Source organism: Enterobacter sp. 5-4 (genome assembly GCF_000612205.1).
Classification (GTDB): Bacteria; Pseudomonadota; Gammaproteobacteria; order Enterobacterales; family Enterobacteriaceae; genus Enterobacter; species Enterobacter roggenkampii.
On record NZ_JFHW01000010.1, the window covers coordinates 317,053 to 338,301 of the forward strand.

The following is a 21,249-nucleotide window of genomic DNA, read 5'->3' on the forward strand; positions in this document are numbered from 1 at the left end:
TTCCTTGTGAATCAATGAGTAAACTAAGTGTGGCTGTTGAGTAGAAAAATAACTCCGTTTGGATAGGGTAGAGTTAGTATTTCCTTAAAATGAGCTGGATTATCAGTAATAAATTGCATCGTGTTCAATTTAATATTTTTTAATCCAAACCTTAGTCTTTCTAAAAATACTGAGTGTTATTTAAGGAAGAGATAATTATCGTGAATGAACTTGGGCGGGTTTTCAGATGAGCAGGGGAGATATATATGCTGTGTGAATATTTACCGTCGACAGTGAGCTGACAGTAAATATTCACATCAGGAATTTAAAAATCGACCGGGGCTTTAAACGTCATCGCGTTAGCGAAGGCCGGATGGGTGATGGTAAGCGTCTGCGCGTGCAGCTGCAGACGTGGCGCTAAGGCCAGCGCTTCAGGCGGCGCGTAAAAGCGGTCGCCCAGAATCGGATGACCCAGCGCAAGCATATGCACGCGCAGCTGGTGTGAACGTCCGGTAATCGGCTTAAGCAGGACGCGCGCGGTATTATCCGGCGCGTACTCAAGCACTTCATACTCGGTTTGCGCGGCCTTGCCGGTTTCATAACACACCTTCTGCTTTGGCCGATTCGGCCAGTCGCAGATCAGCGGTAAATCCACCAGCCCTTCCGCCTGCGCCGGGTGACCCCAGACGCGGGCGACATACTGCTTCTTCGGCTCGCGCTCGCGGAACTGGCGCTTCAGCTCGCGTTCTGCCGCTTTGTTCAGCGCCACCACAATCACGCCGCTGGTCGCCATGTCCAGGCGATGGACCGACTCCGCCTGAGGATAATCGCGCTGAATGCGCGTCATCACGCTGTCTTTGTGCTCATCCAGACGACCCGGCACGGACAACAGCCCGCTGGGCTTGTTGACCACCATAATGTGTTCATCCTGATACAGAATGACCAGCCAGGGATCCTGCGGCGGATTGTACGGCTCCATCACCATCTTGCGCTCCGTTTACTGATGCGTCACAACGATAAGACGCAGGGCATCCAGACGCCAGCTTGCCTGATTCAGGCTTTCCAGCACCTGCTGACGGTTGCTTTCAATCGCCGCCAGCTCGTCGTCACGGATGTTCGGGTTCACGGCCTTCAACGCCTCCAGACGCGACAGCTCTGCAGACAGTTTCTCGTCGGCTTCACTGCGCGCGGCGTCAATCAGCGCTCTGGCCGCTTTTTCAATCTGGGTTTCACCCTGCTGGAGAATGGCATGCACGTCCTGCTGCACCGCATTGACCAGCTTGCTGCCGGTATGGCGGTTCACCGCGCTCAGCTGGCGGTTGAAGCTCTCAAATTCAACCTGTCCTGCGAGGTTCGTGCCGTTTTTATCCAGCAGCAGACGCACCGGCGTTGGTGGCAGGAAGCGGTTGAGCTGCAGCTGTTTCGGCGCCTGCGCTTCCACAACGTAGATCAGCTCCAGCAGCAGCGTGCCTACTGGCAGCGCCTTATTTTTCAACAGCGAGATGGTGCTGCTGCCGGTATCGCCAGAGAGGATCAGATCCAGCCCGTTACGGATCAGCGGGTGTTCCCAGGTGATGAACTGAGCATCTTCGCGGGACAGCGCCACATCACGCTCGAAGGTGATGGTGCAGCCATCTTCCGGCAGGCCCGGGAAATCCGGCACCAGCATGTGATCGGACGGGGTCAGGACAATCAGGTTCTCGCCGCGGTCGTCCTGGTTAATGCCAACGATGTCGAACAGGTTCATGGAGAAGCTGATGAGACTGGTGTCATCATCCTGCTCTTCAATGCTCTCAGCCAGCGCCTGCGCTTTTTCCCCGCCGTTGGAGTGGATCTCCAGCAGGCGGTCGCGGCCTTGTTCAAGCTGCGCTTTCAGCGCGTCATGCTTCTCACGACAGGACTTAATCAGATCGTCAAAGCCGTCGGTGTTTTCCGGCGCGGCCAGATAGCCGATCAGATCGCCGTGCACCTGATCGTAAATGGTGCGGCCCGTCGGGCAGGTATGTTCAAACGCATCCAGACCTTCGTGGAACCAGCGCACCAGCACGGACTGGGCCGTTTTTTCCAGATACGGCACGTGGATCTGAATATCGTGCGCCTGACCGATACGATCCAGACGACCGATACGCTGCTCCAGCAGATCCGGGTTGAACGGCAGATCGAACATCACCAGGTTGCTGGCGAACTGGAAGTTACGGCCTTCAGAACCGATTTCAGAACACAGCATAACCTGAGCGCCGCTGTCCTCTTCGGCAAACCACGCCGCAGCGCGGTCGCGTTCAACGATGGACATGCCTTCGTGGAACACGGCGGCGCGAATGCCTTCGCGCTCGCGCAGGACCTGCTCCAGCTGCAGCGCGGTGGCCGCCTTGGCGCAGATCACCAGCACCTTCTGGGAGCGGTGCGCGGTCAGGTAGCCCATCAGCCACTCTACGCGCGGATCGAAGTTCCACCAGGTGCCGGTATCGCCTTCAAATTCCTGGTAGATTTGTTCCGGGTAGAGCATGTCGCGGGCGCGCTCTTCCTGCGTTTTGCGCGCGCCCATGATGCCGGAAACTTTAATTGCCGTCTGATACTGCGTCGGCAGCGGCAGCTTAATGGTATGCAGTTCGCGTTTCGGGAACCCTTTCACACCGTTACGGGTGTTACGGAACAGGACGCGACTGGTGCCGTGGCGATCCATCAGCATGTCGATCAGCTCTTTACGCGCGGATTCCGCGTTGTCGCTGTCGCTGTTAGCGGCCTGCAGCAGCGGCTCGATATCCTGCTCGCCAATCAGATCGCTCAGGGTGTTGAGTTCGTCATCAGAAAGACGCTTGCCCGCCAGCAGCAGCGCGACGGCATCCGCAACCGGACGGTAGTTATTCTGTTCTTCCACAAACTGCCCGAAGTCGTGGAAACGGTTTGGATCGAGCAGGCGCAGACGGGCGAAGTGGCTTTCCAGACCCAGCTGTTCCGGCGTAGCGGTCAACAGCAGGACGCCAGGCACGCGCTCGGCAAGCTGCTCGATAGCCATATATTCGCGGCTCGGCGCGTCTTCGCTCCAGACCAGGTGGTGCGCTTCGTCGACGACCATCAGGTCCCACTCGGCATCGCACAGATGCTCAAGACGCTGCTTGCTGCGGCGCACGAAGTCGAGAGAACAAATCACCAGCTGTTCGGTTTCAAACGGGTTGTCCGCATCGTGCTGGGCTTCGGCGTAGCGTTCGTCATCGAACAGAGAGAAGCGCAGGTTAAAGCGGCGCAGCATCTCAACCAGCCACTGGTGCTGTAAGGTTTCTGGCACCACAATCAGCACGCGCTCGGCAGCGCCGGAAAGCAGCTGTTGGTGCAGGATCATGCCCGCCTCGATGGTTTTACCCAGGCCCACTTCATCTGCCAGCAGCACGCGCGGCGCATGGCGACGGCCCACGTCATGGGCGATGTTCAGCTGGTGGGGGATCAGGCTGGTGCGCTGGCCGCGCAGGCCGCTCCAGGGCATGCGGTACTGTTCACTCTGGAACTTACGCGCGCGATAGCGCAGGGAGAAGCGATCCATACGGTCGATTTGCCCGGCAAACAGGCGGTCCTGCGGCTTGCTGAACACCAGCTTGCTGTCGAGCAGCACTTCGCGCAGGATGACATTGGCCTCGTCGGTGTCCAGGCGAGTGCCGATGTAGGCGAGCAGTCCATTCTCTTCTTTTACGTCTTCAATCTTGAGCTGCCAGCCGTCGTGGCTGGTCACGGTGTCACCCGGATTAAACATCACGCGGGTTACAGGGGAGTCATTGCGGGCGTACAGGCGGTTTTCACCGGTGGCAGGGAAGAGGAGGGTAACCATGCGCGCATCAACGGCAACGACGGTTCCTAATCCAAGTTCGCTTTCTGTATCGCTGATCCAGCGTTGACCAAGTGTAAAAGGCATAGTTGTTCGGCTCTAATCTTTAATTGCAGGCAATAGTTCGACCACCGTCAAAAAAGACGGTCATCGAAAAATGGGTCCGGGAATGGAAAGGGCGCTATGGTACTGGATGGCAGCCATTTCGTCACGCGTCAAAATAGGCCAAGTTGCCCTGTCACTAGTGTAGCAAAATCATCGTCGATGAAGGGCAAAATTCCGTCGGCAACCGGCTGAAGCTGACGCGTCAGATAGTGTTCATAATCCAGAGGCGAGTGCTGATAATCCACCGGTTCCGGACCGTTTATCGTCCAGACGTATTTGATGGTTCCCCGATTCTGATACTGCGGCGCGCGGCCACGGCGGACGTTTTCTTCGTCCGCGAGGCGCGCGGCGCGAACGTGCGGAGGAACGTTACGCTGGTACTCCGCGAGCGGGCGGCGCAGGCGTTTGCGATACACCAGCTGCGCGTCAAGTTCGCCTGCCATCAGGCTGGCGATCGTCTCGCGCACGTAGTCCTGATACGGCTCATTGCGGAATACCCGCAGATAGAGCGTTTGCTGGAACTGCTGCGCCAGCGGCGTCCAGTCGGTACGCACTGTCTCGAGCCCTTTAAAGACCATCCGCTGCGCGTCGCCTTCCTGAATCAGCCCGGCATAGCGCTTCTTGCTGCCCTGATCGGTACCGCGGATGGTGGGCATTAAGAAGCGGGCAAAATGGGTTTCAAATTCCAGCTCCAGCGCGCTGGTTAACCGCGCTTTCTGCAGATGTTCCTGCCACCAGTCGTTCACGAAGGCAACCAGCGCTTTGCCGATTTGCGTGGCATCGTCTTCGGAATGCGCGCCCTTAAGCCATACAAAGGTGGAGTCCGTGTCGCCGTAGATGACGTCATAGCCCCGGGATTCAATCAGCGCTTTAGTCTGACGCATGATCTCGTGCCCACGCATGGTGATCGACGACGCCAGCCGCGGGTCGAAGAAGCGACAGGCGCTGGTGCCCAGCACCCCGTAGAAGGCGTTCATGATGATTTTCAGCGCCTGTGAGAGGGGCTTGTTGCCGTGGCGCTTGGCCTCGTCGCGGCCGTGCCAGATGTTGCCTACGATGTCGGGCAGGCAGTGTTTTTCCCGCGAGAAGCGTGCGCCGAGGAAGCCTTCGGTGCTGTGTTCATCATCCGGCTGGGCCAGCCCCTCAACCAGCCCGACGGGATCGATCAGGAAGGTGCGAATTATCGACGGGTAGAGGCTTTTGTAGTCCAGGACCAGAACGGAGTCATACAGTCCTGGTCGGGAATCCATGACGTACCCGCCGGGGCTGGCCTGCGGCGGCACGTCCCCGAGGTTGGGGGCAACGTATCCTGCCCGGTGCATTCGGGGAAAATAGAGGTGGCTAAAGGCCGCCACGGAGCCGCCGTGCCTGTCCGCCGCGAGTCCGTTCACCGTCGCGCGCTCCAGCAGGAAGGGCATGATCTCGGTTTTGTGGAAAATCCGCGTGACCAGCTCACAGTCTTTCAGGTTATAGGTGGCGAGCGCGGGCTTGTCTTCGTTAAAGCGCCGGTCGATCTCGTCCATTCTGTCCCAGGGGTTGTCGATGGATTTGCCTTCGCCAAGCAGCTCCTGCGCCACCGCTTCGAGGGCGAATGACGAGAAGTTCCAGAAGGCGGACTTGAGCGCCTCGATGCCGTCGATAATCAGGCGGCCGTTCGCCTGTGCGAAGAAAACGCCGTTCTTAAAACCGTGTTCGCGCCACTCGAGCTCGCTGTTGCCGCGCCCGAGCATCAGCGGGATGCGGTAACGCTCGGCGTGTTTTTGCAGCACGCGCAGGTCGAACTGCACCACATTCCAGCCGATCAGAACGTCGGGATCGAAGTCGGCAAACCACTGGTTGAGCTTCTCCAGCAGCTGCGGCCGGCTGGTAACATACTCAAGCCGGAAATCCAGCGCGGAGTCATCACCATTCGGTGGCCCAAGCATATAGACAACCCGATCGCCGCAGCCTTCAAGTCCTATACAGTACAGTTCGCCGTGACGGGTGGTTTCGATATCCAGGGAGACCCACTTCAGCGGCGGGCGGTAATGCGGGTTCGGCTTTAGCCGCGCGTTGATGAGACCGCCATTTTGCGGAGAACCATCGACCCAGACGGGCGCGGTAATAAACCGCTCCATCAGAAAGCGTTCCGGTGGGCGGATATCCGCTTCGTAGAGCGTCACGCCTGCTTCACGGAGCAGTTTTTCATAGCGCATCAGCTGACGATGGGCGCGACAGTAGAGGCCGTGAACCGGCTGACGGTGGAAATCTTTCAGTTCAAGCGGGGTAATGCGCCAGCCGTTTTCACCGCGCAGCAGCTGCTTCACTTTTTCGACGTGCGCTTCAGGAATAAACGCCACGGACTCCTGCGGCGGCAGCGTCACCTGCAGCGGGCCGTTGTCCGTTGCCAGCCAGAATTCAACCTCGGTGCCCTGAGGCGTATCCCGCCAGTGTCGGGTCAGTAAAAAGCCTTCTTGCGCCTGCGCCACGCCGTTATCCCATAAAACAAAACCAGGCCTGATTATAGCCTGGTTAAGATTTTAATGCTGGGTTTATATACAGTTTACTGCCCGTAGTAGGCCTTCGCGCCGTGCTTGCGCAGATAATGCTTATCGAGCAGGGTCTGCTGCATGTCCGGCAGCTGCGGCGCCAGCTGGCGGCAGAAGATCCCCATGTAGGCGACTTCCTCCAGCACGATGGCGTTATGCACCGCATCTTCCGCGTTTTTACCCCAGGCAAACGGGCCGTGGGAGTGCACCAGCACGCCGGGCATTTGCGCCGCGTCGATACCCTGTTTTTCAAAGGTTTCGACGATCACGTTCCCGGTTTCCCATTCGTACTCACCGTTAATCTCCGCATCGGTCATCAGACGCGTACAGGGAATGGTGCCGTAAAAGTAGTCCGCGTGGGTGGTGCCGGTCGCCGGGATGGACTGGCCCGCCTGCGCCCAGATGGTGGCATGGCGTGAATGGGTATGCACGATACCGCCGATGGTTGGGAATGAGCGGTACAGCAACCGGTGGGTTGGCGTATCGGAGGAGGGCTTTTTGTTCCCTTCCACCACTTCACCCGTTTCGATGCTGATCACCACCATATCGTCCGCCGTCATCACCGCGTAATCGACGCCGGAAGGCTTGATCACAAACACGCCTTTATCGCGGTCAACGGCGCTGACGTTGCCCCAGGTCAGGGTGACCAGATTATGTTTCGGCAGCGCCAGGTTGGCTTCGAGCACCTGGCGTTTGAGCTCTTCTAACATTGTTGTCTCCAGTGCCGGATGGCGCTTCGCTTATCCGGCCTACAGAACCGTAGGCCCGGTAAACGCGGTGCCACCGGGCATTCAGGGCTTAGCGTTTTGAACCGTAATAGACTTCGTTCCAGCGCAGCGCGTCTTTGAAGGCGGGCAGGCGGGTATCGTTATCAATCACGGTCAGCTCGATATCATGCAGCTCGGCGAACTGACGCATGTCGTTCAGATCCAGCGCGTGGCTGAAGACGGTATGGTGCGCGCCGCCGGCCAGGATCCAGGCTTCTGACGCGGTCGGCAGATCCGGCTGTGCTTTCCACAGGGCGTTGGCGACCGGCAGTTTCGGCAGGGAGTGTGGCGTTTCAACCGCATCGACGCAGTTCACCAGCAGGCGGAAACGATCGCCCAGATCGATCAGGCTGGCGTTGATGGCCGGGCCCGTGCGGGTGTTGAAGATCAGACGCGCCGGATCGGCTTTACCGCCGATGCCGAGGTACTGCACGTCAAGGATCGGTTTTTCCTCTACCGCGATGGAAGGACACACTTCCAGCATGTGCGAGCCGAGCACCAGGTCATTGCCGTTTTCGAAGTGGTAGGTGTAGTCCTCCATAAAGGAGGTGCCGCCCTGCAGACCGGTCGACATCACCTTCATGATGCGAAGCAGAGCGGCAGTTTTCCAGTCGCCTTCGCCCGCAAAGCCGTAGCCCTGCTGCATCAGGCGTTGTACTGCCAGACCCGGCAGCTGTTTCAGACCGTGGAGATCTTCAAAGGTGGTGGTAAAGGCGTGGAAACCGCCCTGTTCCAGGAAGCGCTTCATGCCCAGCTCAATGCGCGCCGCGTCCAGTACGTTCTGGCGCTTGTCGCCGTTGATTTGTGCCGCAGGCGTCAGGCGGTAGCTGCTTTCGTACTCGTCCACCAGCGCGCTCACGTCGCCATCGCTGATGTCATTCACCACCTGCACCAGATCGCCCACCGCCCAGGTATTCACGGAGAAGCCGAACTTGATCTGCGCGGCCACTTTGTCGCCATCGGTGACCGCCACTTCACGCATGTTGTCGCCGAAACGCACCACTTTCAGGTGGCGGGTATCCTGCTTAGAGACCGCCTGACGCATCCAGGCGCCGATACGCTGTTGCGCCTTGCCATCCTGCCAGTGGCCGGTGACCACCGCGTGCTGCTGACGCATACGCGCGCCGATGAAGCCGAACTCGCGGCCGCCGTGTGCGGTCTGGTTCAGGTTCATAAAGTCCATGTCGATGCTGTCCCACGGCAGGGAGGCGTTGAACTGGGTATGGAACTGCAGCAGCGGTTTGTTGAGGATAGACAGGCCGTTGATCCACATTTTTGCCGGTGAGAAGGTGTGCAGCCACACCACCAGACCGGCGCATTTATCGTCGTAGTTGGCGTCGCGGCAGATGTGGGTGATTTCGTCCGGCGTCGTGCCCAGCGGTTTCAGCACCAGTTTGCACGGCAGTTTGGCTTCCGCGTTCAGCGCGTTAACGACGTGCTCCGCGTGTTTCGTTACCTGCTGCAGCGCTTCCGGTCCGTAAAGATGCTGGCTGCCAATCACAAACCACACTTCATAGTTATTAAAAATGGTCATCATCGTGTCCTTAATGGGTCAGGGTTGCCGTAGTGTCCGCGGTGCTTTTGGCCGGGGCGGCGACAGGGAGATAGTGAAGTTCGGCGCTTTTTGCCCATTGCTGGTAGCGCTGATAAAGCTGTTCAAAGCGTTGTGCCTGCTGGGCACGCGGCTGAAGGGTGTTTTCGACGGCACTCGCCATATGCTGCTGCGCGGTGGGGATATCCGCATGGACGCCAGCGGCTACGGCGGCGAAAATTGCCGCCCCCAGCGCGCAGCACTGATCGGAGGCCACAATCTGGAGCGGACGGTTCAGCACGTCGCAGCAGGCCTGCATGATCACCGGGTTTTTACGGGCGATGCCGCCCAGCGCCATCACGTTGTTCACGTCGATGCCCTGCTCGGTGAAGCACTCCATAATCGCGCGGGCGCCGAAGGCGGTGGCGGCAATCAGACCGCCGAACAGCGCAGGCGCGTCGGTCGCCAGGTTGAGGTCGGTAATCACCCCTTTCAGGCGCTGGTTGGCAAACGGCGTGCGGCGGCCGTTAAACCAGTCCAGCACCACCGGGAGGTGGTCGAGAGACGGATTTTTAGCCCAGGCGTCGGTAAGCTGCGGCAGGAGCTGCTTTTTGCTCTCGGCGATCTGGGTTTTCAGTTCAGGATGTGACGCCGCCAGCCGATCCAGCGGCCAGCCGAGCACGCGGCCAAACCAGGCGTAGATATCGCCAAACGCGGACTGACCGGCTTCGAGGCCGATAAAGTCTGGCACCACGCTGCCGTCAACCTGGCCGCAGATGCCTTTTACCGCGCGGTCGCCGACGGTGGCTTTATCTGCCGTCAGGATGTCGCAGGTGGAGGTGCCGATCACTTTTACCAGCGTGTTTGGCTGTGCGCCCGCGCCCACGGCGCCCATATGGCAGTCAAACGCGCCGCCGGAGATAGCTACGTTCTGCGGCAGGCCGAGACGCGTCGCCCACTCTTCGCAGAGGGTGCCGACGGGAATATCGGCGGTGAAGGTGTCGGTAAACAGCGGGTATGACAGGCTCTTGTTGATGATTGGGTCGAGCTCATCAAAGAACGCGGCCGGAGGCAGGCCGCCCCAGCTTTCATGCCACAGGGATTTATGCCCGGCGCTGCAGCGGCCGCGGCGGATATCCTGCGGGCGCGTGGTGCCGGAGAGCAGGGCGGGAACCCAGTCGCACAGCTCAATCCATGACGCCGCTGCCTGTGCGACAGACGCGTCCGCGCGGGTGACGTGCAGGATCTTGGCCCAGAACCACTCGCTGGAGTAAATCCCGCCGATATAACGTGAGTAGTCCGTTTTGCCCGGCTGATGGCATAAGCGGGTGATGGCTTCGGCCTCTTCCACGGCGGTATGGTCTTTCCACAGCACGAACATGGCGTTCGGGTTGTCGGCAAACTCAGGACGCAGCGCCAGCACGCGGCCTTCGGCATCCACAGGGGCAGGCGTAGAGCCGGTGCTGTCGACGCCAATCCCCACAACATCGGCCCGCTGGGCGTCGGTCAGGTCCGCCAGAACGGTTTTGATCGCCGCTTCCATCGACTCGATGTAGTCCCGCGGGTGGTGACGGAACTGGTTGTTTGGCGCATCGCAGTAGCGCCCCTCTTGCCAGCGCGGATACCACTCAACGCTGGTTGCTATCTCCTGGCCGGACGTACAGTCCACTGCCAGCGCGCGAACTGAATCGCTGCCAAAATCGAGGCCAATCGCAATTGCCATGGTGTTGCTCCATCGAAAAAACAGGTATGGAAGAACATTAGAGACTGGGGACAAAAGTCGTCAGGCAGGATCCGCTAATCTTATGGACTAAATTGCTGTTACAACGGAAAGTGTGACGCCGTGCAAATATTCAATGTGGACATTTCTGCCGCACTTATAGACACTTTTGTTACTGGTTATCTGCCTGCTCTGGCGGAGAAATCAGGGAGAAAGGCTGAAACATGGCGGACGTAAAAGCGGCGTGATGCTTTTTGGATCTTTTCGCGGGCCATTTTTAACCTGCATTTAGTGATATGGACAATTGGTTTCCTTCAGGACCCTTGGGAGAACTGAATCTATGGCCGAAACGCAGAACGATCCCCTGCTGCCGGGATACTCGTTTAACGCGCACCTTGTGGCGGGGCTGACCCCTATCGAGGCTGAGGGATATCTCGACTTTTACGTCGACCGACCGCTCGGGATGAAAGGGTATATCCTCAACCTGACCGTGCGGGGGGAAGGGATCATCAAGAACGGTGACCAGCAGTTCGTCTGCCGCCCGGGGGATATCCTGTTGTTCCCGCCGGGGGAGATCCACCACTATGGCCGTCATCCGGATGCCAAAGAGTGGTATCACCAGTGGGTCTACTTCCGTCCGCGCGCCTACTGGCAGGAATGGCTTTCCTGGCCGGCTATTTTTGCACACACCGGGTTTTATCGCCCGGATGAGGTGCATCTGGCGCAGTTTCGCGAGCTTTTTGCCCAGATAATCGAGGCGGGGCAGGCTGGTGGACGCTATGCCGAACTGCTGGCGATAAACCTCCTTGAACAGCTGCTGCTGCGGCGGATGGAGGCGATTAACGCGTCGCTGAATCCGCCGCTGGATAACCGCGTGCGCGACGCCTGCCAGTACATCAGCGACCATCTGGCGGATAGCCAGTTTGATATTGCCAGCGTCGCCCAGCACGTCTGCCTGTCGCCGTCGCGGCTGTCGCACCTGTTCCGCCAGCAGCTTGGCGTCAGCGTGTTGAGCTGGCGCGAGGATCAGCGCATCAGCCAGGCGAAGCTGCTGCTCAGCACCACCCGGATGCCCATCGCCACCGTGGGGCGCAACGTGGGCTTTGAGGATCAGCTCTATTTCTCCCGCGTATTTAAAAAATGCACCGGTGCCAGCCCCAGTGAATTCCGCGCGGGATGTGAATAAACGGTAAAAAAAGATAAACAAACAGGTGAATGCGGGAAGCAACCTGTAAACTATTCAGACAATTGTTGCCTTGACGCGGTGCGGGGCGCTAAGCAGAATCGCTGATTCGTTTTCTGACCGGAATAGTTATGCAGGCATTGCTGGAACACTTTATTACCCAGTCCGTTATGTACTCGCTCATCGCCGTGGCGCTGGTGGCGTTTCTGGAATCGCTGGCGCTTGTCGGGTTAATCCTGCCCGGCACCGTGATGATGGCGGGGCTTGGGGCGCTGATCGGCAGCGGTGAGGTCAATTTCTGGCAGGCATGGCTGGCCGGGATTATCGGCTGTCTGCTGGGGGACTGGATCTCCTTCTGGCTGGGCTGGCGCTTTAAGAAGCCGTTGCACCGCTGGTCGTTCATGAAAAAGAACAAAGCGTTGCTCGATAAAACCGAGCATGCGCTGCACCAGCACAGCATGTTTACCATCCTCGTGGGCCGCTTTGTTGGGCCAACGCGTCCGCTGGTGCCGATGGTGGCCGGGATGCTGGATCTGCCCGTCGCGAAATTTGTGGTGCCGAACATTATCGGCTGCGTCTTCTGGCCGCCGTTCTACTTCCTGCCGGGTATTCTGGCCGGTGCGGCGATTGATATTCCTGACGGTATGCAAAGCGGTGAGTTTAAGTGGCTGCTGCTGGGCACGGCGGTGCTGCTGTGGCTGGCGGTCTGGCTCTGCTGGCGCCTGTGGCGCAGCGCGAAAGCGAGCGTCGATCGCCTGACGCGCTATCTTCCGCGCTCTCGTCTTTTGTGGCTGGCCCCGCTGACGCTGGGTGTGGCCGTGGTGGCGCTTGTGGCGCTGATTCGCCACCCTCTGATGCCGGTGTACGGTGAGATCCTGTTGAAAGTTGTGAGCCGTTAAGCGCCGGGCGGCACTGCGTTTGCCCGGCCTACGGTTTTATACCCAATAATCCAGAAGCGCTTTCTTTTCCGCTCATTAATGCTTCTGTTGCTCCATCCCACAAAATGCGTCCCTCCGCGATCACCACCGATCGCGGCGCAATCCGTGCGGCATCTTCGATACTGTGCGAAACCATCAGCATCGTAAGCTGCTGGCGCTGGCAGACCTCCTGCACCAGGGCGAGCATCTCCTGGCGCAGCGCGGGATCGAGCGCCGAGAACGGCTCATCCAGCAGCAGCAGCGGCTGCTCGCGCACCAGACAACGCGCCAGCGCCACGCGCTGACGCTGGCCGCCGGAGAGCTCGCCCGGGAGCCTGTCGATGAATTCAGCGATCCCCATCTGTGCGGCAATCACTTCAAGTTTTTCGCGTTGGGCATCGTTCAGCCTGAGCCCCGGATGCATTCCCAACGCGATGTTTTGCCGCACCGTCAGATGGGTAAACAGGTTGTTTTCCTGAAACAGCATCGACACAGGGCGTTTAGCCGGAGGGGCGTTGGTGAAATCACGATTATCGATGGCTATCGACCCGCTGGCAGGTTGCAGAAAACCGGCGATCAAATTGAGCAAGGTGCTTTTCCCGGCACCGCTTGGGCCAAGCACCGCAATCCGCTCGCCCTGCTGAACGGAGAGCGTAAAGCGCATCGGCAGATGCTGATAGAGCCAGGTTACATCAGTCAGTTTTAACATCGCGCCCCGGAAGTTTTTCGATAACGGTAAATAAGGCAAAGCAGAGCAGCAGCAGTAACAGCGCGGTGACCGCGCCGTCCTGACTGCGATAAGAGCCGATTTGCTGATAAAGCCAGTACGGCAGCGTGCGGAAATCGTCATTGCCGAACAGCGCCACGACCCCAAAGTCTCCAATGGAGAGCACGCAGGCAAACGCCAGCGCCTGCGCCAGCGGGCGTTTTAGCGCGCGCAGTTCCACAACCTTCAGCCGCTGCCAGCCCTGCATGCCCAGCGACTGACACAGCAAACCGTAGCGGCTGTTGACGTCGCGCATCGGGTTTTCCAGCACCTTAAGCGCGTAGGGGATGGCCATTAAGGCGTTAGTGAAAATCACAATGCCATCGGCCCTTTCCGGCAGGCCGAGGGTGCTGTTGAACAGTAAAAAGAAGCCCGTTGCCAGCACGATGCCCGGCATCGCCAGTATCAGCATGCCCGTCAGTTCCAGCATTTGTCCGGCTTTTTGCGCCTGGCGGGCGTAGAGCTCACGGCTGCTCCACAGCAGCATCATGGTCAGCATAACGCACAGCAGTCCGGCAGCCAGCGCTATGCGTACCGAGGTCCAGGTCGCCTGCCAGAGAACGGGCTGTTGCAGGACGGATATAAGATTGAGGTTCAGGCCGTCAACGATAACGGCCAGCAGCGGCGGCAGCAACAGCAGCAGCGCCAGCGCGATCAGGATAACATCGCTGATGCGGCTGTGCAGGCTGTCCTGCGGATCGCGCCAGCCGGTTATTTGATGACTACCTGCGGGAATGGCTTTACTCAGCCGCTGGCTCAACAGCACCAGCACCAGACAGCACGCCATCTGGACTATCGCCAGCAGTGCGGCGCGACCGGGATCGTAGTCGTAACTCAGCGCCTGGTAAATCGCCAGCTCAATGGTGGTGGCCTGCGGCCCGCCGCCGAGTGACAGCACGGTGGCAAAGCTGGCAAAGCAGAGCATAAAGATTAACGCCGCCACGGGCGGGAGCTGGCGGCGCAGCCACGGCCATTCGACAAAACGAAAGAACGACCAGCCGCGCATGCCGAGCTGGGCGGCAATCTGCCGCTGCTCGCCGGGAATGTTCTCCAGCGCCTGCAAAAAGAGGCGCGTTGCCATCGGCATATTGAAAAATACGTGCGCCAGCAGAATGCCCTGCAGTCCGTAAGGCGAGAATGACCACTCAATACCAAGCTGGCCGAACAGCGAGGCCAGCCAGCCCTGGCGGCCGTAAACGCTCAGAATACCAAATACCGCTACCAGCACGGGCAGGATCAGCGTCATGGCGCACAGGCGCAGCAGGGCCTGCCTGCCGGGGAAACGCCGCCGATAGAGCGCGCGTGCAAGAAAAATAGCCGGGATCGCCGACAGCAGGGCAGAAAGAGCCGCCTGCCAGAAGGAGAACCGGATAACGTGCCAGAGGTAGCTGTCGTGCCAGAGGGCGAGCAGGTCGCTCTCCGGTGCGTTAAACCACAGCGCAAGAAAGGCTCCCAGACTGACCGCCACCATCACGACGGCGGCGAGCAATCCGGGGAGTAACCAGCCGGGAATTAACGGCTGACGGCGCGTTGCCATTCACTTACCCATGCGGCACGCTGCGCGGCGACCTGCTGCGGCGTAAACTCCAGCGAGGTTTTCGGCTTGGTCAGCTGCTCAAAACCTGCGGGTAGCGTAACGCTGGTGACCGGATACATCCAGTTGCCCGCTGGAATGGCGTTCTGGAATGCCGGTGAAACCATAAATTTCAGGAACTTCTCGGCCAGTTCCGGCTGTTTGCTGGCGGCGGTACGCGCGGCCACTTCCACCTGCAGATAGTGCCCTTCCGCAAAATCAGCCGCAGCATAGTTGTCTTTCTTCTCGGCGATAATGTGGTAGGCCGGGGAGGTGGTGTAGCTCAGCACCAGATCGCTTTCACCTTTCAGGAACAGGCCATAGGCTTCGCTCCAGCCTTTGGTCACGGTGACGGTTTTGGCGGCCAGCTTCTGCCACGCTTCCGGCGCCTTATCGCCGTAGACTTTCTGCATCCACAGCAGCAGGCCCAGGCCCGGCGTGCTGGTCCGCGGATCTTCATAAATCACGCGCCACTTCTGGTCGCTTTCCACCAGCTCTTTCAGGCTCTTCGGCGGGTTTTTCAGCTTGTTTTTATCGTAGACGAAAGCAAAGTAGCCGTAGTCGAACGGCACAAAGGTGTCGTTGTTCCAGCCGCCCGGCACGTTAACGGCCTCTGCCGCGACGCCGCTTTTGGCAAAGAGTTTGGTTTGCGAGGCGGCTTCCAGCAGGTTGTTATCCAGCCCGAGCACCACGTCGGCCTTGCTGTTTTTGCCTTCCATGCGCAGGCGGTTGAGCAGCGAAACGCCATCTTCCAGCGCCACGAACTTCAGCTCGCAGTTGCAGTCGGCTTCAAAGGCTTTTTTGACGACCGGGCCAGGGCCCCAGTCGGCGGAGAAGGAGTCGTAGGTGTAGACCGTCAGAACGGGCTTGGCTAAAGCGGGCAGCGCGAACAGCGCCAGCAGGGGGAGAACTTTTTTTAACACTTTGCACCTCAGGGTTGAGTGGCAAAGGATTTTGAGCGACAGCCTCAAATCCCTTCGCCGGCGTTATCCGGATCAGGTTCGACGGGTATTATCTCAGCGCACATCTGTGATGCAGCACCCCGTTGAGAACGGCGCTATTGTAATGATTTGGTGAATATTACGAAAGCGTTATGGCTCCGGGGGCGCAAACCAGGCGGATTTAAAATCAAACCAGCCCAGGGTGTTCATCCGCAGGCCGCGCATGCTGCGCTGGCCCTGGATCATCAGCCAGTGGTGGATCAGCGGGACGATCGCCTGCTCGGCCAGCAGCTGCTGGCACCATACGGCAAGATTCATCTCGCCCGCACGCCACAGAGCGGCATCCTGCTGCCAGTCCCGGTCGATGCAGTGCTGGATCAGCGGGACTTCATACAAATGCGAGAAGAGGGAAAAATCGAGCGGCAGGGTGAAGTTGGCGCTGTTCAGCCAGATATCGCTGGCGATTTCCCCCTGATGCCATTCGTCATAGTCCACTTCCCTGATGTCCAGCCTGACTCCCTCCGCTGCCAGCAGGCGGGTCATGATCCTCGCGATAAAACGATGCTCAACATGATCGCGGTAGTAGGTCAGGGTGATGGACTCCAGCCCTGCGGGTTTGTCGCAGCGCGTTGGTCGGGCATGGTGCCAGCGCGGAAGCAGGCCGTACGCCGGGAACCAGTATGTCTGGTATTGCTCTTCCGCATGGTAGATAAGATTGGAAGGAGACAGCACGTGGCTGATCCACTTGCGGACAGCCGGGTTTGCCCCACGGTGGGTGCGGCGGTCAAAGAGGAGATAGTAGCAGCCCTCCTCCAGGCGGCTCTCCACGGCCTTTTCTCCGGTGGTGGGGCCTTCAAGCGTCAGCCCGCAGCTCAGGTCTTCATTGAGATCCGGCAATACCCACACGTTCACTTCGTCGATCAGCGCCCGATAGCCAAAGTAGTCATCGAACGCGCGGATTTTCAGCTGGTTGCTGTTATTGCGGGAGACGGAGTAGGGCCCGGTGCCAATCGGCTGGCTGGCAAAATTGTTCAATGATTCCCACTCGGCGGGCAAAATCATTGAGGGCACATAGCCCAGCAGCCAGGGAAGCCACTTGTCCTGCTGCGACAGCTCAATATCCAGCGTCCAGGCCGTGGGGGAGTGGATGCGCGAAATATGCGAGTAGAGCGGCAGCCTGCGGGCGCGTTCCAGAGAGGCGATGACGTCGTGCATCTCCAGTTCGCGACCGTGGTGAAAGTGGATGCCCGGGCGTAAGAAGAAGCGCCAGTGGCGCGGGGAAAGCTGTTGCCAGTGGTGCGCGATATCCGCCTCCAGTTCCCCGTTTTCCTCATTTATCCGCGTCAGGCCGCTGAAGATTTGTCGGGCCATGTGGGTTTCAGAACGCCGTAACGCCGTGCCGGGCAACAGATTTTTCATCGGACGGTAGTAGAGCACCCGCAGAATGTGTCGGCCCTGACGAAAACTGCGTCCGAGATGGGAGACCAGCATCTGGCGCACGGCGGCCTTGTCGCCCACCAGCTGGACCAGCTGATCGATACGGTCCTGCTCGAGCAGGTCTTCTGCACGCTGCTGCTGCAATGCCAGCCCGGTGTAGAGAAAGGTCAGCCGCGAGCGTTTTCCGCGTCCCGCCTCCGCTTCCCAGCTTAACCACCCCTGCTGCTGCATGGTATTGAGCAGCGTGCGCATATGGCGGCGGGAACAGCTAAGCAGGTCAGCCAGCTCGTTGAGCGTGGTTTCCTGCGATTGCCCCTCGCAGCACTGCCAGAGGCGGATAAATTGTTGCTGCAGACGACCGGAAGGCATAAAAGAGGAACTCCTGACAAAAAACCAGCAATTTATTAATCCCTATATTAGGCCAATAATGCTTCCCGATGAAGCGAGGAGGTAAATGATGAAGAGGTCTACCGCACGTCAGTTTTATCAGCAGTACTTTTCAGCGACAAAAGGATCGTCCTGGCTGGCCCGCCCGTGTGCAGAGCAACGGCTGAAAATGTTAGAAGAACTGATGCAGTGGGACGTTACGAAACCGGCCTCTTCTCGCTGACTCGCCTCGATCATGTGTGACTGAGTATTGGTGCTAATCACCCGCCAGCAAAATGTTTTTGCTGGCTTTTTTCGTTTATTCTTTCACCCAATTTCGATTCGCTTTCACAAGGACTTGCGCATGCTGTGGTTGATGACGATGGGGCGACGCCTGAACGGCGTGTATGCCGCTTTTATGCTGGTGGCCTTTATGATGGGCGTGGCGGGAGCGCTGCAGGCGCCGACGCTGAGCCTGTTTCTCAGCCGCGAGGTGGGGGCACAGCCGTTCTGGGTGGGGCTGTTTTATACCGTCAACGCGATAGCCGGGATCCTGGTCAGCCTCGCGCTGGCGAAGCGATCGGACAGCCAGGGCGATCGCCGCAGGCTGATCCTCTTTTGCTGCGCCATGGCCGTGGGCAACGCGCTGCTCTTTGCTTTCAATCGTCATTACCTGACGCTCATTACCTGCGGCGTGCTGCTGGCGTCGCTGGCGAACACCGCCATGCCGCAGCTGTTCGCGCTGGCCCGGGAATATGCGGATAGCTCGGCGCGGGAAGTGGTGATGTTCAGCTCGGTGATGCGTGCCCAGCTCTCGCTGGCGTGGGTCATTGGCCCGCCGCTGGCCTTCATGCTGGCGTTGAACTACGGCTTTACCGCGATGTTCTCCATCGCCGCCGGGATTTTTGTCATCAGCCTGGCGCTGATAGCCTTTGCGCTGCCGTCCGTGGCGCGCGTCGAACAGACAACGGATAAACCGCTCACCCAGGTGAGCGGCTGGCAGGACAAAAACGTCCGCATGCTGTTTATTGCCTCCACGCTGATGTGGACCTGCAACACCATGTACATCATCGACATGCCGCTGTGGATCAGCAGCGATCTGGGCTTACCGGACAAGCTCGCGGGGATCTTAATGGGCACCGCTGCCGGGCTGGAAATTCCGGCGATGATTCTGGCGGGTTACTACGTTAAGCGCTTTGGGAAGCGTCGGATGATGATCGTCGCCGTGGCGGCCGGGGTGCTGTTTTACGCGGGACTGATCCTTTTCCATTCGCGTGAAGCGCTGCTTGCGCTGCAGCTGTTTAATGCTGTGTTTATTGGCATCGTTGCCGGGATCGGCATGCTCTGGTTCCAGGATTTAATGCCGGGCCGCGCCGGGTCGGCGACCACGCTTTTTACCAACAGCATTTCGACCGGAGTGATCCTGGCGGGGGTGATTCAGGGGGCGCTGGCGCAAAGTTACGGGCATGGCTCAGTTTACTGGATGATTGCCGCGATTTCGGTGGTTACGCTTGGGCTGACTTGCCGGGTTAAGGATGTCTGATTCTGGAAGGCGGCTTCACAAAACAAATCAATGGCCCGCTTTTTGCGGGCCATTGCCTTTAGCCCATAAACGCAGGCTGTTTTTTCTCGTACGCGGAGATGGCGTCTTCGTGCTGGAGCGTCAAACCAATGCTGTCCAGACCGTTCAGCATGCAGTGGCGGCGGAAGGCATCAATGCTGAAGCTGTAGGTTTTATCCCCGGCTTTCACCACTTCCGCTTCCAGATCCACTTCAAACGACATGCCCGGATTTGCCTTAACCAGCGCGAACAATTCATCGACCTGTTCGTCGCTCAGCGTCACCGGCAGCAACTGGTTGTTGAAGCTGTTGCCGTAAAAGATATCCGCGAAGCTGGGGGCAATGACCACCTTAAAGCCGTAGTCTGTCAACGCCCAGGGGGCGTGTTCACGCGACGAGCCGCAGCCAAAGTTTTCCCGCGCCAGCAGGATGGATGCGCCTTTGTACTCCGGGAAGTTCAGAACGAATTCCGGATTAGGCACCTCGCCTTTATCGTCCAGGAAACGCCAGTCGTTGAACAGGTGCGCGCCAAAGCCGGTGCGGGTCACCTTCTGCAAAAACTGCTTAGGAATGATCGCGTCCGTATCAACGTTAGCGGCGTCCAGCGGGACAACACGGCCCGTATGTTGGGTAAATTTCTCTGCCATGATTGTCTCCTTATTTCAGGCTGCGAATGTCGGCGAAATGGCCGGTGACTGCCGCAGCGGCGGCCATTGCCGGGCTGACCAGATGGGTACGCCCACCGCGGCCCTGACGGCCTTCAAAGTTACGGTTGCTGGTGGAGGCACAGCGCTCACCCGGATTCAGGCGATCGTTGTTCATGGCCAGGCACATGGAGCAGCCAGGCAGGCGCCACTCGAATCCTGCTTCGATAAAGATCTTATCCAGACCTTCGGCTTCCGCCTGGGCTTTCACCGGACCGGAGCCTGGAACCACCAGCGCCTGCACGCCCGGTGCGACTTTACGGCCTTTGGCAATCTCTGCCGCCGCACGCAAATCTTCGATACGGGAGTTGGTGCAGGAGCCGATAAATACCTTATCAATGGTCACGTCGGTCAACGGTACGCCGGGTTTCAGCCCCATATAGGCCAGCGCTTTTTCCGCACTGGCGCGCTCGACCGGATCGGCGAAGGAGGCCGGATCGGGAATGGCGTCGTTGACGGAAATTACCTGGCCCGGGTTGGTTCCCCAGGTCACCTGAGGGGCAATCTCTTCTGCCTGCAGCGTGACAACGGTATCAAACGTTGCCCCGTCGTCGGTTTTCAGGGTTTTCCAGTACGCTACCGCGTCGTCAAAATCCTGGCCCTTCGGCGCGTGCAGACGGCCCTTCACATAGTTGAAGGTCGTTTCATCTGGCGCGACCAGACCGGCTTTGGCACCCATCTCAATGGCCATATTGCACAGGGTCATGCGACCCTCCATGCTCAGCGCCTGAATCGCGTCGCCGCAGAATTCAACGACGTGGCCGGTACCGCCTGCGCTGCCGGTTTTACCGATGATCGCCAGCACGATGTCTTTCGCGGTAATGCCAGGTGCCGCTTTGCCCTTCACTTCAATCTTCATCGTTTTGGCGCGGCCCTGCTTCAGGGTCTGCGTCGCCAGCACGTGTTCAACTTCAGACGTGCCAATGCCGAACGCCAGGGCGCCAAACGCGCCGTGGGTTGCGGTATGGGAGTCGCCGCAGACGATGGTCATGCCCGGCAGGGTAATTCCCTGCTCTGGCCCCATCACGTGAACGATGCCCTGATAGGGGTGGTTCAGATCGTACAGCTCAACGCCAAATTCGTTGCAGTTCTTGATCAGCTCCTGCATCTGGATACGCGCCATCTCACCCGAGGCATTAATGTCTTTGGTCTGTGTGGAAACGTTGTGATCCATCGTCGCGAAGGTTTTACCCGGCTGACGTACCGGGCGCTTGTGCGCGCGCAGGCCGTCAAATGCCTGAGGAGAGGTCACTTCGTGTACCAGATGACGGTCAATGTACAGCAGTGGGGTTTCGTTTGGTGCCTCGTAGACAACGTGCGCATCAAACAATTTTTCGTATAACGTTTTGGCCATG

General features: G+C 58.9%; 16 protein-coding genes and 1 riboswitch. Of the genes, 4 read left to right on the forward strand and 12 right to left on the reverse strand.

All coding sequences use genetic code 11. The features are described 5' to 3' along the window. Positions 1 to 304: 304 nt before the first annotated feature. The 6 genes from rluA to araB all read right to left on the reverse strand — a co-directional run bounded on the left by rluA (position 305) and on the right by araB (position 10,450). A complete protein-coding gene (gene rluA / locus AA74_RS0107695; protein ID WP_025912158.1) occupies positions 305 to 964 on the reverse strand; it encodes a bifunctional tRNA pseudouridine(32) synthase/23S rRNA pseudouridine(746) synthase RluA in 660 nt (219 codons plus the stop codon). 12 nt (positions 965 to 976) lie between these two features. Next, positions 977 to 3,883: an RNA polymerase-associated protein RapA gene (gene rapA, locus AA74_RS0107700; protein ID WP_025912159.1), complete on the reverse strand. Its 2,907-nt coding sequence runs from the start codon at positions 3,881 to 3,883 to the stop codon at positions 977 to 979. 128 nt (positions 3,884 to 4,011) lie between these two features. Then, on the reverse strand, positions 4,012 to 6,369 hold the full coding sequence (gene polB / locus AA74_RS0107705) for a DNA polymerase II (protein ID WP_025912160.1): 2,358 nt from the start codon (positions 6,367 to 6,369) through the stop codon (positions 4,012 to 4,014). A 74-nt stretch (positions 6,370 to 6,443) separates the two neighbouring features. Then, on the reverse strand, positions 6,444 to 7,139 hold the full coding sequence (gene araD / locus AA74_RS0107710) for an L-ribulose-5-phosphate 4-epimerase (RefSeq protein ID WP_025912161.1): 696 nt from the start codon (positions 7,137 to 7,139) through the stop codon (positions 6,444 to 6,446). An 88-nt stretch (positions 7,140 to 7,227) separates the two neighbouring features. Then, positions 7,228 to 8,730: an L-arabinose isomerase gene (araA, locus tag AA74_RS0107715; RefSeq protein ID WP_021240541.1), complete on the reverse strand. Its 1,503-nt coding sequence runs from the start codon at positions 8,728 to 8,730 to the stop codon at positions 7,228 to 7,230. Positions 8,731 to 8,740: 10 nt separating this feature from the next. Beyond that, the gene (gene araB / locus AA74_RS0107720; RefSeq protein ID WP_025912162.1) at positions 8,741 to 10,450 is read right to left on the reverse strand and encodes a ribulokinase; all 1,710 of its coding nucleotides are present in this window, start codon (positions 10,448 to 10,450) and stop codon (positions 8,741 to 8,743) included. 337 nt (positions 10,451 to 10,787) lie between these two features. Between araB and araC the strand changes: the two genes are divergently transcribed. Together araC and AA74_RS0107730 are read left to right on the forward strand one after the other, a co-directional pair. Then, positions 10,788 to 11,633 (forward strand): arabinose operon transcriptional regulator AraC, encoded by an 846-nt coding sequence (gene araC, locus AA74_RS0107725; RefSeq protein ID WP_023293301.1) that lies wholly within the window; start codon positions 10,788 to 10,790, stop codon positions 11,631 to 11,633. A 128-nt stretch (positions 11,634 to 11,761) separates the two neighbouring features. After that, a complete protein-coding gene (locus tag AA74_RS0107730) occupies positions 11,762 to 12,529 on the forward strand; it encodes a DedA family protein (RefSeq protein WP_008502007.1) in 768 nt (255 codons plus the stop codon). 28 nt (positions 12,530 to 12,557) lie between these two features. Here the strand turns inward: AA74_RS0107730 and thiQ are convergent, their stop codons facing one another. From thiQ to sgrR, 4 genes are all read right to left on the reverse strand, one after another. Continuing rightward, entirely contained in the window at positions 12,558 to 13,256 is a 699-nt protein-coding gene (thiQ, locus tag AA74_RS0107735; protein ID WP_025912163.1) for a thiamine ABC transporter ATP-binding protein ThiQ, read from the reverse strand. Further along, complete coding sequence (gene thiP / locus AA74_RS0107740; protein ID WP_025912164.1) at positions 13,240 to 14,850, reverse strand: thiamine/thiamine pyrophosphate ABC transporter permease ThiP; 1,611 nt, start codon at positions 14,848 to 14,850, stop codon at positions 13,240 to 13,242. Before thiP ends, thiQ begins: the two co-directional genes overlap by 17 nt. Next, complete coding sequence (thiB, locus tag AA74_RS0107745) at positions 14,826 to 15,809, reverse strand: thiamine ABC transporter substrate binding subunit (protein WP_025912165.1); 984 nt, start codon at positions 15,807 to 15,809, stop codon at positions 14,826 to 14,828. The genes thiP and thiB overlap by 25 nt, the downstream gene beginning before the upstream one ends. A 31-nt stretch (positions 15,810 to 15,840) precedes the next feature. Next, a riboswitch (TPP riboswitch) is annotated at positions 15,841 to 15,941 on the reverse strand. 36 nt (positions 15,942 to 15,977) lie between these two features. Then, the gene (gene sgrR / locus AA74_RS0107750; RefSeq protein ID WP_025912166.1) at positions 15,978 to 17,633 is read right to left on the reverse strand and encodes an HTH-type transcriptional regulator SgrR; all 1,656 of its coding nucleotides are present in this window, start codon (positions 17,631 to 17,633) and stop codon (positions 15,978 to 15,980) included. A gap of 88 nt (positions 17,634 to 17,721) precedes the next feature. On the opposite strand from sgrR, the gene sgrT reads away from it, so the two are divergent. Further along, positions 17,722 to 17,874 (forward strand): glucose uptake inhibitor SgrT, encoded by a 153-nt coding sequence (sgrT, locus tag AA74_RS01000000122060; protein WP_008502002.1) that lies wholly within the window; start codon positions 17,722 to 17,724, stop codon positions 17,872 to 17,874. Between the two features lie 120 nt (positions 17,875 to 17,994). Beyond that, positions 17,995 to 19,173, forward strand: a complete 1,179-nt coding sequence (locus tag AA74_RS0107755) for a sugar efflux transporter (RefSeq protein ID WP_025912167.1) — start codon at positions 17,995 to 17,997, stop codon at positions 19,171 to 19,173. A 58-nt stretch (positions 19,174 to 19,231) separates the two neighbouring features. On the opposite strand, the gene leuD is transcribed toward AA74_RS0107755, so the two are convergent. Both leuD and leuC read right to left on the reverse strand, forming a co-directional pair. After that, a complete protein-coding gene (gene leuD, locus AA74_RS0107760; RefSeq protein WP_023616037.1) occupies positions 19,232 to 19,837 on the reverse strand; it encodes a 3-isopropylmalate dehydratase small subunit in 606 nt (201 codons plus the stop codon). A gap of 10 nt (positions 19,838 to 19,847) precedes the next feature. Continuing rightward, positions 19,848 to 21,248, reverse strand: a complete 1,401-nt coding sequence (leuC, locus tag AA74_RS0107765; protein ID WP_008501999.1) for a 3-isopropylmalate dehydratase large subunit — start codon at positions 21,246 to 21,248, stop codon at positions 19,848 to 19,850. Position 21,249 lies beyond the last annotated feature (1 nt).